The 12,496-nt window shown below is 74.6% G+C and carries 12 protein-coding genes; 9 read left to right on the top strand and 3 right to left on the bottom strand.

Features of this window, described 5'->3' with window-relative positions; translation table 11 throughout:
- The 5 genes from ACSNOK_RS23220 to ACSNOK_RS23200 all read left to right on the top strand — a co-directional run.
- A partial coding sequence (locus tag ACSNOK_RS23220) for a hypothetical protein (RefSeq protein WP_436782689.1) occupies positions 1–2,149 on the top strand: 2,149 nt, incomplete at its 5' end.
- Positions 2,150–2,182: 33 nt separating this feature from the next.
- Positions 2,183–3,037: a hypothetical protein gene (locus tag ACSNOK_RS23215; protein WP_436782688.1), complete on the top strand. Its 855-nt coding sequence runs from the start codon at positions 2,183–2,185 to the stop codon at positions 3,035–3,037.
- 76 nt (positions 3,038–3,113) lie between these two features.
- On the top strand, positions 3,114–3,899 hold the full coding sequence (locus tag ACSNOK_RS23210) for a hypothetical protein (protein ID WP_436782687.1): 786 nt from the start codon (positions 3,114–3,116) through the stop codon (positions 3,897–3,899).
- Between the two features lie 153 nt (positions 3,900–4,052).
- On the top strand, positions 4,053–5,318 hold the full coding sequence (locus ACSNOK_RS23205; protein ID WP_436782686.1) for a VWA domain-containing protein: 1,266 nt from the start codon (positions 4,053–4,055) through the stop codon (positions 5,316–5,318).
- A complete protein-coding gene (locus ACSNOK_RS23200) occupies positions 5,318–6,058 on the top strand; it encodes a hypothetical protein (RefSeq protein ID WP_436782685.1) in 741 nt (246 codons plus the stop codon). Before ACSNOK_RS23205 ends, ACSNOK_RS23200 begins: the two co-directional genes overlap by 1 nt.
- Positions 6,059–6,166: 108 nt before the next feature.
- On the opposite strand, the gene ACSNOK_RS23195 is transcribed toward ACSNOK_RS23200, so the two are convergent.
- Both ACSNOK_RS23195 and ACSNOK_RS23190 read right to left on the bottom strand, forming a co-directional pair.
- On the bottom strand, positions 6,167–6,514 hold the full coding sequence (locus tag ACSNOK_RS23195; RefSeq protein ID WP_436782684.1) for a hypothetical protein: 348 nt from the start codon (positions 6,512–6,514) through the stop codon (positions 6,167–6,169).
- 121 nt (positions 6,515–6,635) lie between these two features.
- Positions 6,636–7,586 (bottom strand): trypsin-like peptidase domain-containing protein, encoded by a 951-nt coding sequence (locus tag ACSNOK_RS23190; protein ID WP_436782683.1) that lies wholly within the window; start codon positions 7,584–7,586, stop codon positions 6,636–6,638.
- Between the two features lie 371 nt (positions 7,587–7,957).
- Here ACSNOK_RS23190 and ACSNOK_RS23185 point away from each other — a divergent pair, with 371 nt between their 5' ends.
- From ACSNOK_RS23185 to ACSNOK_RS23170, 4 genes are all read left to right on the top strand, one after another.
- On the top strand, positions 7,958–8,443 hold the full coding sequence (locus tag ACSNOK_RS23185) for a helix-turn-helix domain-containing protein (protein ID WP_351504362.1): 486 nt from the start codon (positions 7,958–7,960) through the stop codon (positions 8,441–8,443).
- Positions 8,440–9,093 (top strand): hypothetical protein, encoded by a 654-nt coding sequence (locus tag ACSNOK_RS23180; protein WP_436782682.1) that lies wholly within the window; start codon positions 8,440–8,442, stop codon positions 9,091–9,093. Before ACSNOK_RS23185 ends, ACSNOK_RS23180 begins: the two co-directional genes overlap by 4 nt.
- Entirely contained in the window at positions 9,086–10,300 is a 1,215-nt protein-coding gene (locus ACSNOK_RS23175; protein WP_436782690.1) for an MAB_1171c family putative transporter, read from the top strand. Before ACSNOK_RS23180 ends, ACSNOK_RS23175 begins: the two co-directional genes overlap by 8 nt.
- A gap of 186 nt (positions 10,301–10,486) precedes the next feature.
- Positions 10,487–11,689, top strand: coding sequence for a cytochrome P450 family protein (locus tag ACSNOK_RS23170; RefSeq protein ID WP_436782681.1), 1,203 nt, complete (start codon positions 10,487–10,489; stop codon positions 11,687–11,689).
- 214 nt (positions 11,690–11,903) lie between these two features.
- On the opposite strand, the gene ACSNOK_RS23165 is transcribed toward ACSNOK_RS23170, so the two are convergent.
- On the bottom strand, positions 11,904–12,496 hold a 593-nt coding region (locus tag ACSNOK_RS23165; RefSeq protein WP_436782680.1), incomplete at its 5' end, for a YIP1 family protein.

The following is a 12,496-nucleotide window of genomic DNA, read 5'->3' as shown; positions in this document are numbered from 1 at the left end:
CCCCGACACCGCCCCGCCCGGCCTCGTCCCCGGCCCCGGCCCGGATGCCGCGCCGCCCGGCCCCGACCTCGGCGAGCTCGCCGCCGCCGAGTTCAGCCACCGCTTCCAGACCATCAACATCTGGGGCAACCGCGGCTTTTTGAACATCTCCGACCTGGTCCGCGGCGGCCAGCACTTCGACACCGCCGGCGACGGCGAACCGGCCGCCCCGCGCGGCGACGGCGTCGAACCCCGCGAGGGCGACATCCCCGCCGAGCGGACCGCCCTCGCCCTGGAGGGCTTCGCCGAACCCGCCTGGTTCCCGGACGCCCTCGGCCGGCTGCGCGACGACCGCCTCCTCTTCCTCGCCGGGCAGGACGGCACCGGGCGCCGTACCGCCGCCCTCAACCTCCTCCACCGGCAGACCGCCGGCTTCGCCCTCCGGGCCCTCGACTCCGACACCGACCTCACCACCTGGACCCCCGGAGCCGCTCCCGCCCGCGGCTACCTCGCCGACGGACTCCTCGAACCGCGCCTCACCGCGCTCGACGCCATCGCCCTGGACGGACTCCGCGCCCGGCTCGCCCAAGCCGACGCCCACATGGTCGTCGTCACCCCCGACACCCCGGCCGTCCTGGCCCACCTCGGCGACACCCTGCACACCCCGCCCGTCCGGGCCCTGCCGCCCGAGCCGCGCGCCGTCCTCGACGCCCGGCTGGCCGCCGTCCTCGGCGGCCCGGCCGACGTCGCCCCCGCGCTGGACGCCCTGCCGCCCGGGCTCCTCGACGAGATCCTGCTGCCCGGCCTGCGCCCCGCCCAGGTCGTCGAGATCGCCGCCGAGATCGTCCGGGTCGTCCGGCGCGGCGCCGACCCGGCGAGCGTCGGGGAGCACCTCAGCTTCCACGCGGCCGACCGGGCGCCACGCCTGCTCGACGCGCTGCGCGACAGCCCGGAGGACCTCGCCCTGCTGCTGGCCGCCTGCGTCTTCGAACACTTCGACCAGACACTGGTGGAGGAAGAGGCCGAACGCCTGCTGCGCACGGCGGGCGGCCGGCTCGGCGGCACCGCCCCCGACACGCACGCGGAAGAGCCGCCGCCGGCCGTCTTCCGCCGCTCCCGCAGCGAACGCCTCGCGGCGATCGGCGCGTACGCGGCCCCCGCCGAGGTGCGGACCACCTCCACGCACAGCTACCTCACCCGGCCCGTGGTGTTCACCCGGCACCTCCAGGGCCGCGCGGTCCTGGAACACGTCTGGCGCGAACACCCCGACGCGGCCGGCCTGCTGGTGGAATGGCTCGGCAGCACCCCGTCCGACCACGGGCGCGGCGACCGCGCCGGATTCGTCCTCGGACAGTGCGCCCAGTGGAGCTCCGGCCGCCGGGCGCTCGGCCCCGTCGAGGAACTGGCCGCGTCCGCACGCCCCGCCGACTGGCGGCTGGCCGCCCGGGCCCTCGGCGCCGCCTCCACCGACCCCGTGCTCGCCACCGCCGTCAAGGCCCGGCTGCGCGGCTGGAGCCGGCAGGCGTCGGTCTCCCGGCGCTGCACCGTGGCCCTGGCCTGCGCCACCGAGTTCGGCCTGGCCCGGCCCGGGACCGCGCTCACCCTGCTGCGGACCGTCTGCGACGGGCCGCGGGACGGGACGGGCGCGGTCGCCACCGCCGTCCGCCGGGCGCTGCTGTCCCTGTTCGCCGAACCGGCGGGACGGCCCGCCCTGCTCGCCGGCCTGGTGCCGTGGTGCCAGGCCGGCGGCACCACCCGGCAGGCCGCCTGCACCGCCACCGCGCACCTGCTGCGCACCGCCGCGGCGGCCCGCGAACCCGCCGAGTGGTGGACCCGGCACCTGCTCGGCACCCTGCCCGACGACCGCCCCGGCCAGGACCCGCCCGGACGGCACGCGCCCCGGCAGGACCCGCCCGGGCTGGAACTCGTCCGGTGCGCGCTCGCCGAGCCGGCCACCTTCCCCGCCGTACGCGCCGCGCTCCTGGAATGGCAGCGCCGCGCGGCCGACGACCCCCGCCGCGCCCCCTTCGTCGAACACCTCGCCGGCCGGCTGGGCGCCGCCCCGCGCGGCGGCGTACTGCGGCTGCTCACCGCGTTCGAGGCGGCCGGCCCGGCGCCCGGAGCCCGGCAGGCGGCCGACGCCCTCGCCGCGTGGCGGCGGGCCCTTTAGCACCACGAGACACTCGGCAGGAGAGAGACCGGCATGACCCTCACCCCGTACCCGGCCCCCGCGACGGACGCCCCGCCGTGGCGCCGGGGAACCCGCGGCCCCTTCGCGGAGCTCCTCCGCTTCCGCCTCGCGCAGCCCGGGCAGCAGGCCCTGGTGCTGCTGGACGGCGAGGGGCGGACCGTCTGCGAGCCCGGCGGCCGCGGTTCGCTCGTCCGCGCCGCGTTCGGCGGCTACCGCGAGACGTACCTCGTCGACACCGCGCCCCGCACCGGCACCTGGACGCTGCCGCCCGGCTCGGCGCCCGCCGCCCTCCAGGTCGCCTGGTGGGTCGCCGACCCCGCCCGGGCGGTGCTCGGCGGCGGCCCGCCGGAAGGCTGCTGGGCGGCCGTCGTCGCACACCTCGACCGGAGGTTCCACACCGTGTCGGCCCACGCCGAGGCCGCCGGCGAACAGGCGTCGCCGCAGCACCTCGTGGAACTGCTCGCCCAGCCGACACAGGTGGACGCCTCCGGGCTGGCCTGCTGCCTCGCCGCCGCCCAGCCGCCGGCCGAACCGCCGCGCCCGGCCGACAAGGGCGCCCCGCCGTCGCTGTGGTCGCCCCAGCGGCGCGAGGAGTACGAGTTCTACCTCCAGGCCGTCCGTACCGGCCCCGACGCCCTGGCGGCGCTCTGGCTGCTGCACCGCCCGGAGGAGGTACGCCAGGTGCTGGAGTGGGTGACCACGCACCCGAGGCCGGAGGCCGGCGGCGGTGGGGACGGACGGGACGTCACCCTGGCGCTGCTGGACGGCCTCTCCGCCGAGGAGCGGGAACAACTGGCCAAGGCCGTCACCGAGCGGGTGCACGCCATGGCGGCCCCGGAGCCGCCACCGTGGCAGCCCGGCGTGTGAAACCCGCTGTCGGTGCCGGGCCGTAAGGTGTGTGCCTTCGACAGCGCACCGAGAGAAAGCACGAGTGGCACCGAATATGAAGCGGAAGCACGGCATCGCGATGGCCGCCGCCTGCGTGGCGGCGGTCATGGGACTGTCCGCCTGCGGCAGCGAGGACGGCAAGAAGTCCGACGACAAGAAGCCCGCCAAGGCGGCCGATTCGGCCCCCGCCCAGGACACGGCGTCCGGCAACGGCGTGGAGAAGCTGCCCGGCAAGGAGATATCCGACAAGGCCAAGAAGGAGCTGCAGAACGCCACCTCGCTCCGGTTCAAGATGTCGCAGACCGAGGACGGCGAGCGGATGGACATCGACCTCGCCCTGGACAAGCAGGGCAACTGCGCGGGCACGGTCAAGACGCCCAGCACGGGAACCATCGAAGTGCTCAGGCTCGGCGACCGGGTCTGGATGAAGGCCGACGAGAAGCTGTGGATGTCGAAGGGCAACCCGCAGGCGGCCGAGCTGTTCAAGGGCCGCTACGTCACCGGTCCCACCAGCGAGCCCAACCTCAGCCGCATGACGAAGGGCTGCGACCTGACGGCACTGCAGGCCAAGGTCGGCCAGGACGACGACGACCAGGAGACGGTCGTCAAGGGAGCGCCGACCACCGTGGACGGTCAGCCGGTCGTCCCGATCAGCGCCAAGGACACCACCATCAGCGTGGCCACCACCGGTCGCCCTTACCCGCTGAAGATCGAGAACACCAAGGAGCAGAGCGCCGTCACCTTGACGGACTGGAACAAGCCGGTCCCGGCGAAGGCCCCGCCGGCCGACCAGACCATCGACGTCACCAAGCTCAAGAAGCCCCAGCAGCAGGGGCTGTGACCGCCGCCGGCTTAGCCCGCCCCCGCGGACCGGACCGAGGGCGCCGGGACACGTTCCCGGTGCCCTTCCGCGCTCCCTGTCGCCCCCGGGGTGCTCCCCGCTCCGGCAACTCCCGTTTTGGGTCGGCCGCCTGTGGGTCACTAGGATCTTCGGATGATCATCACAAGACGGCTGGCGGCGGGCGCCTGCGCTCTGCTCGCCGCACTGGCCGGAGGTGTCGTGCCGGCGCAGGCCGCCGACGGGCCCTCCAAGGATTCCCCGAAGGTCGAGCTCGTCCTCGACGTCAGCGGTTCGATGCGCGCCCGCGACATCGACGGACAGTCCCGCATGGCCGCCGCCCAGCAGGCGTTCAACGAGGTCATCGACGCCACCCCGGAGGGGGTCAGGCTCGGCATCCGTACGCTGGGCGCCCACTACCCCGGGGACGACAAGGCGCTCGGCTGCAAGGACAGCAAGCAGGAGTACCCCGTCGGCCGCCTCGACCGGACCGAGGCCAAGACGCGCGTCGCCACCCTGCGCCCCACCGGCTGGACGCCCATCGGCTACGCCCTGCGCGGCGCCGACCAGGACCTCGGCGAGGACGGCGGCACCCGCCGCATCGTCCTCATCACCGACGGCGAGGACTCCTGCGGCCAGCCCGACCCGTGCGACGTGGCGCGCGAACTCGCCGCCAAGGGCACCCACTTGACCATCGACACGCTCGGCCTGGCGCACGACGACAAGACCCGCGAGCAGCTCACCTGCATCGCCGAGGCCACCGGCGGCACGTACACCACCGTGCGGCACACCAAGGAGCTCTCGGGCCGCATCAAGCAGCTCGTCCGCCGCTCCGAGACACCCGTCGACGACACCCCCAAGCCCACCAAGGGCGCGGACGCCTGCTCCGCGGCGCCCGAGATCGGCGCCGGCGTGTGGACCGACCGCGCGACCTTCGGCGACCACCGCTGGTACAAGGTCAAGGTCAAGCCCGGCCAGGAGCTGCGCGCCGCCGCGAGCGTCGGTGCCGACCGGCCCGTCGACCGCGACTACGGCATCCTCGTCAGAGCCGTCGGCGACGGCGGCCAGGAACTCGTCCGCGGCTCCGACGCGGGCAGCGGACGCACCGACGTGATGGCGTCCGGTCTGCGCTACCCGGTGAGCAAGGGCAAGAAGGGCGACAAGGACGACGACGCGCGCACGGTCTGCCTGGAGGTCTCGCACTCCTTCTCCGCCCCCGCCTCCGTCAAGCGCGACCCCGGCCTCCCCGTCGAGCTCGCCGTCGACCTGGTGAAGTCCCCGGACAAGCCCTCCGACCTGGCCGCCTTCGGCCTCGGCCGGGGCTGGGTGCTGCTCGCCGTCCTCGTCGTCACCGGCCTCGTCGCCGGTCTGCTGTGGGGCTGGCTCGCCCGCTGGCGCGTCGCCATCTGGAGGGCGAACTGATGCGTATCGCAAGGATGCTGACCGCCGGACTGCTCGCGGCCGGCGCGCTGTTCGCCGTCCCGGGCGCGGCGGCGGCCGACGCCCCCGCCGGGACCAAGGGCCAGAACGGCGACCCGACCGAAGCGGGTACGTCGTTCCGTACCGCCACGGCCGTCAAGCAGGACCAGAAGGCCACCGCCGACGGTACGACCGGTGACTACCTCTACTGGCAGTTCCCGGCCGGCGCCGGCCAGCGGCCGACCGCCAAGGCCACCGTCAAGCTGCCCGAGGCGAGCGCCCGGCACGGCGCCGCCACCTGGCAGCTGGACGTCTTCGACGGCCTGCGCCGCCGCCAGGCCTGCGCCGAGGGGGAGCGGACGAAGCGGGTGTCCCAGCAGGACACCACCGTCACGCTCAGCTGCACCCTGCGCGTCGTCCGCCCGTACGCCGAGCGCTGGTCCAACGACCCGCTGCCCGGCGCGTACTACATCCGCCTCACCGTCGCCGACGGGCCCGACCAGGACATGGGCCTGCCCGTGCACGCCGAGGTGGAGGCGACCGCCGAGGACGCCGGCGGCAAGTACGCCGAGGGCGGCGAGCTCGGCGCGCCGCTGCACGCCGGGGCCGTCTCCGAGCCGGAGGACGGCTGGAACGGCGGCTGGTGGTCGGACCGCTGGGTGTGGACCGTCGGCGGCGCCGTGCTCGGCGCGCTCGCGGCCATCGGCGGCTACACGCTGACGCGGCGGCCGCGGGGCGCGTAGCGCGGCCTCGGGCCCCCGGGCCCTCGGGCATGGAACGGCGGCACCACCGGATCCCTCCGGTGGTGCCGCCGTTCCGCGTTTCCCGGACCGGACTCGGACCGGACCGCGTCAGGAGAACCGCACGGACCGCACCTTGAGGCGCTCGGTGCCGTACCCGGTGTGCGGTCGCAGCGTGAACGAGTCACCCGTGCAGCCCGGGTCGGTGAAGACCTCGGCCCGCGCGTCCGTCCGGTTGCGCGGCGAGTGCGCCGGCGAGCTGCTCCCCGGGTCGGCCACCTCCGGCAGCGTGAGGCACTCCCCGCTCGGCGGGTCCTCCAGGGCCGCGACCTGGGGCCGGCCGTCCAAGCCGGTGTACGTGTACTCGAACCGGCCCTCGGCCGCGGCGGCCGTCGTGGGCAGAGCGACGATCAGGGCCAGGGCACCCGCGGCGGTGGCCAGGGCGGCACGAAGGCGCATATACGCGGTCCTCTCGGAGAAGGGCGGCTGCGACGGCCTGTCGCTACCCCCGCGCCGCGCCCCGCAGTCGGGAGCTCACCCTGACGAGTGACCCCCGCCCCGGTCCGGGTGCCACGCGGCCTCAGCCGGCCGGCGGCTCGCCGTGCACCGCGTCGACGTACAGGTCCAGCAGGTCCTCGGTGAAGTAGGAGCTGTACGAGACGTCCGGGGTGTCACCGCCGGTGTGGTAGCCGCCGATCACCCCGATCAGCCTGTACCCGCCGGTGCCGCTCCGGATCAGGAACGGCCCGCCGGAGGTGCCGCCGACGTACCCGGCGCACGGGATCTCCAGGAAGTCCCCGGGGGCCTTGGGGTCCGTACTCGTGTAACGGCGGGTGGCGGAGCGGCAGTCGAGGGGCTTGGGGTACTTGGCGTCGCTGTTGCCCGGGTAGCCGATCAGCCGGACGTCGGCGTGCCGGTAGCCGGGGTGGAAGGCGAGGTCGAAGCCGCCGGTGACCCGCTCGACCGGGATGCCGTCGGAGCGGTCGCCGAGCCGGACGACGGTGTAGTCCCAGCGGGCGCCGCCGTCGGTGCCCAGGTCGTAGTAGCGCTGGTCGATGTAGATCGCCTCGACCGGGAAGACGCCGTGCGGCTTGAGCCCGTCGTGGTACTGGGGCACGAACGACAGCCGCCGTTTGGGGTCCGGGCGGCGCAGGCAGTGCGCCGCGCTCACCACCAGGTTCCGGTACGGGCTGCGGACCACCGTCCCGCCGCAGAACCGGCCCTGGCCCTGGCCGTCGGTCCAGAAGAAGGTGCCCACTTGGGGCAGCCCGTCGAAGGGGTGGCTGGGAGGGACGGGGGCCTTGCGGGCATCAGGGGTGCCGGGGGAGCCGGGGGCGCTCGGGCCGGCCGCCGCGCGCCGTACGGCCTCGGCGGGGAGGGCGGCGGCCATCCGGTCGGCGGTCCAGTAGGCGTCGGCCGCGACGGCCAGGGCGCGTTGTCCGGGGTCGGCGGCGGCGGTTCCGCCGGGGGAGAGGGCCGTGAGGCCGAGGAGGAGGGCGGCGAGAGCGGTTGCGGCGAGGGGTCTGCGCATGGGCGGGTTCCTCTCCGGTGCGCGGGGGCACATACGAGGTGAGCGTGTCATCCTCCACCGGACGGGAGGGGCGTGGCGAGAGGCGGACGCGACAGGATTCACCACGATGCCGGAGCCGCCGGCCGGGCTCCGGCCGCCGCTCCGGCCGGGTTCCCGCCGGGCCCGTACGGAGCCCGGCCACCCCGCCCCTCCGCTTGGACCGGACCTTCCTCACCTGCCATCAACCGCCGGTTAAGTCCGTCACCCGCTCGTAATCCGGAACGGACTAGTGCTCCGCGTCCGCGCGTGACAGGATGCCCCTCGCGACCTCTCAGGGCTTAACCGGCCGTGAGGCGGCCGTGCGAAACAAGGCACCTGGAACGGGGGGACACATGGCGGTCAGGGGGGACAGAGCGACGGGAGACACGGGCAGCCCACTGGCGGGGCGGCTCAACTACCTGTTCGCCAACATGCATCCGCCGGGCGCGCCGTACACCAACGCCCATGTCGCGGAGGAGATCAGCCGCGGCACGGAGGAGTACGGCGGGGTCACGCTCACCGAGCAGTATCTGTCGATGCTGCGCAACGGCAAGCGCGCCAACCCCAGCCCGGACGTGCTGCGGGCGCTGGCGAAGTTCTTCGCCGTGCCGGTCGGCTATCTGATGGGTGATCTGTCCGCGCCGCAGACCGCCCGGGTGGAGGAGGAGGTCCGCTTCCTCGTCGCGATGCGCGACCAGCGGGTACGGGCCATCGCCCTGCGCTCGGTGGGCCTGCCGCCCGAGGTCCAGGACAGCCTGACCACCATCATCTCCCAGTTCCGGCAGCAGATGAACCTGCCGTCGGACCCGCCGGGGGCGGGGGGTGAGGAGCGCCCGTGACCGTCGTGGCGGACGACCGGCTCTTCACCCACTGGCGGCGTACCGAGGACGAGGACGGTGCAGTCATGCGGGTGGGGCGGATTCGCCGGAGGTGCAAGCAGCTCATCGCCGAGCTCGCACTGCCGGCCTCCACCGATCTCCGCGGCCTGTGCGACGTCGTCGCACGCCGCGTGGGACGGCCGATCCATCTGGTGCCGATGAGCCTGGACGGCGTCGTCTCCGGCATGACCGCCACCACCGACGACGGCTACTGGGTCGTCTACGAGCTCAAGACCTCGCCCTGGCACCAGGTCCACATCGTGCTGCACGAGATCGGCCACCTGCTGCTCGGCCACGACCAGGACCCGGCCGTCACCGAGGACGCCCTCAAGGTGTGGACGCCGTCCGTCGACGTCGCCACCGCCATGCGCCGCATGGGGCTCACCATGGGCCTCGCCCGGCACCACTGCTACGACAACCTCACCGAGCGCGAGACCGAGATCCTCGGCACTCTCCTGATGGAGAAGGTCGTCCCGCCCCCGCCCGGCCAGGAGCAGCCCCTGGAGGGCCCGGCCGCCGAACTGGCCGCCTCCCTCGGCCCCGCGCTCCAGCACGTCCGCCGGGCCCGGGACGACGGCGGCGGGGCGCACGGGGGCGGTGCCGGTGTTTGACGCCCTCTACCTCACCTTCTCCGCCGTCACCTGGGTCATCGTCGCCTACAAGGCCCGCGCCTGGTTCCGCGACCGGGGCAACACCGACCTGGGCCTGACCGCGCTGATGACCGCCGGCGTGCCCGTCGTCTTCCTGTTCTCGGCGCCGAGCGTCTACCGCGCCTTCGACCGGCTCACCGGCGTCGCCAACCTGGCGATGGTCTTCCTCTACTCGGCCGTCGTGCTGTTCGCCTCCGGCGCCACCGTGCTGCTGCTCCGCTGGACCAGCCGCGGCGACGCCGCGGCGCACGCCCGCGCGGTCGTCCGGTCCCGGTTCGCGGTGGCCGCCGTGACGGCCGCCTGGACGGCGGCGATCGTCTGCTTCGCGGTCGGCCGCCCGGACGCCGTGGAGCACCCCCGCGACTTCAGCACCGCCTACGCCGACGCCCCGGGCGTGGTCGCGTTCCTGACGCTGTACCTGGCCATCTTCGGCACCAGCCTCGCCGGCCTGGGCGTCCTCTGCCCGCGCTACGCCGCCACCCTCGGCCCCTCCTGGCTCTCCAAGGGCCTGCGGACGCTCGCCGCGGGCTGCTGGCTGGGGCTGGTCTACTGCGCCTGCAAGATCGCGGGGTTCGTCCTCACCTGGGCCGGCCGCGACGTGTACTGGCTCTCCAACGGCGTGGCCCCGATGAGCGCCTCGGTGGCGGCCCTGCTCGTCCTCCTCGGCTTCTCGCTGCCCGCCGTGGGCCCCCGCGCGACCGCCTGGCGCCGGCTGCGCCGCCTCCACCCGCTCTGGGAGGAGGTCACCGCGCACGTCCCCGAGGTGACCATCGGCGCCTCCCGCTGGACGTCCCGCTGGCCGCTGGCCGACCTGGAGTGGCGGGCCAACCGGCAGATGGCCGAGATCCGCGACATCCAGCGCGGCGTCCGCCGGCACGTCGAGCCCGCCGCCCTGGAGATCGCCCACCGCAGAGCGTCCGCCGCCGCGCTGGACGAGCGCCGGCTCGCCGCCGTGGTGGAGGCCGCGGCCTTCCGCCGGGGCCTGGCCAACCAGGCGACCGGCCACGTCCCGGTCCCGCACGCCGACAGCGTGGTGGTGACCGTCAGTTCCGACCCGGCGGCCGAGCACGAGCACCTGGCGCTCGTGGCCGACGTCTTCCACGACGAGCTGGTCGACGCCGTACTCAAGGAGTTACGGGAGACCAGCGCGGAGCGCCGTCCCCTCTGAGGACGCGCTCGCCACAGACGTGGCGGCCATGGACGGGGGTCACGGCCGCCCGCGGCGCGGGCCGGCGCCGGTGCCCGTACTCACGGGACCGGTGCCGCCCGCGCCGATTTCGTCCGCCGGGCCGGGAAGGGGTGAAAACCCGGCCCGCGCCCACCCGCCGGCAGCGGCCCGCCTAGGGTCGGAGCCATGCGACCCATCGACACGGCACCTCTCGTCGCCGACCCGTACGGCACCCTCGCCGCGCTGCGGGAAGCCGGCCCGGTCCACCGGATCCAGGGCACCGACGGCAAGCCCGCCTGGCTCGTGACCCGTTACGAGGACGTCCGCCGCTCGCTCGCCGACCCGCGGCTGTCCCTCGACAAACGCCACGCCAAGCCCGGCAACTACGCGGGCTTCGCGCTGCCCCCGGCGCTCGACGCCAACCTGCTCAACATGGACCCGCCGGACCACACCCGCGTCCGCCGCCTGGTGGTCAAGGCGTTCACGCCCGGGCGGGTGGAGAAGCTGCGGGAGCCGGTGCGCCGCCTCGCTGACGGACTGCTGGACGCGGTCGAACCGGCGGGCTCCGCCGACCTGCTGGCCGTCTACGCCGGTCCGCTGCCCATCCTCGTCATGTGCGACCTGCTGGGCGTCCCGGAGGACCGGCGGCTCGACTTCCGGACCTGGACCGACGCCCTGGTCACCCCCGACCCCGCCCGCCCGGAGGCGGCCCGCGAGGCGATCGGGAGCATGACGCGGTTCCTCACCGGCCTGCTCGCCGCCAAGCGCGCCGAGCCCGCGGACGACCTGCTCTCCGATCTCGTCGCCGTCCGCGACGGCGGCGACCGCCTGTCCGAGGACGAACTGACCTCGCTCGCCTTCCTCCTCCTCTTCGCCGGCTACGAGAACACCGTCCACCTGATCGCCAACTCGGTGCTGGCCCTCCTGGACCACCCGGAGCAGCTCCGCGCCTTGCGAAAGAATCCGGACGGACTCGTGGCGGCCGTAGAGGAACTGAACCGCTACGACGGGCCCGCTCCGCTGGCCATCCGCCGCTTCCCGCTGGAGGACGTCGAGATCGGCGGCGTCACCGTGCCGGCCGGCGAGACCGTCCTGCTCTCCCTGGCCTCCGCCAACCGCGACCCCGCCCGCTTCCCCGACGCCGACCGCCTTGACCTGGGGCGGAGTGACTTCGGTCACCTCGCGCTGGGCCATGGCATCCACTACTGCCTGGGCGCCGCACTGGGCCGGGCGGAGACCGAGATCGCCCTCGCGGCGCTGCTGGAGCGCTTCGACAAGCTGGAACTCGCCGTTCCGAGGGATGAACTGAAATGGCGTCCGTCCATCCGCGCACGTGGCTTGATTTCGCTCCCCGTGCGCTGGTCGACCTCAAGCCGAACAGGTTTTTGATGCATAACCCATCCTTGATGAGGTAGAACTGTCTTCGAGCCCGCCCGGTGTGCATCCCCCGTCGCACCGGGCGGGCCTTCGCGTGCCCGGCGCGGCCGGGCCGGAGAAGGCGGCGGGACGCGCCGCGCGCCGGCCGGCCAGCGGCGGACACCGGCCGGCGGAACCGGCCTCTCGCCGCCCGACGGCCCGGGGGCGGGCCGCCGGAGGGAGCCGCTCAGCCGCTGCCCGGCGGGAACTTCAGCAGGGCCACCGCGGCCAGCATCTGGACGCTCACGGCCGCGACCGCCTTGCGGGTCGGCAGGTGGTGCTGACCCCGGATCAGGAGGGTGGCCAGGGCGCAGCCGAAGGCGGCGGTCGCCGACGCGGTGGCGCGGACGGGGATGGACGTGCTCGGCAGACAGGTGTCCAGCGCCAGCCGGGGGAGGTCGGTGGTCCAGAAGACGAGGACGAACAGGCTCGCCGTCGGCCCGGGCCGGCCGTTGCCGCCGAGCCGGCGGGCGATGGCGTGGGTGACCAGTCCGAGCAGCACGCTGGCGAGCAGGACGACACCGGAGCCGATGGCCATGGCCTCCAGGGCGAGCGGGGGGCTCACGTCCCACTGGGCCCAGAACGAGTCCTTGGCCAGGGTTCCCAGCGCCCCGCAGAGCAGGCAGAGGAACATGGCGGCGCCCCAGACGCTCCGGTCCCGGGCCTCGTCGAGCACTTCGACAGGCCGGTACCAGAGCCCGAATATGAGCCGGTGCCAGAGCAGCTTGCGCCGTCCGGATTCCGGGGGGCGGGGGGAGGTCGTGGTGGTCAGGGGCATGG

Origin of the sequence: Streptomyces sp. URMC 126 (genome assembly GCF_051386555.1) — a bacterium.
GTDB lineage: Bacteria > Actinomycetota > Actinomycetes > Streptomycetales > Streptomycetaceae > Streptomyces.
The sequence above is the reverse complement of the archived record's forward strand: the minus strand, read 5'-3'. Positions and strand labels throughout refer to the sequence as shown.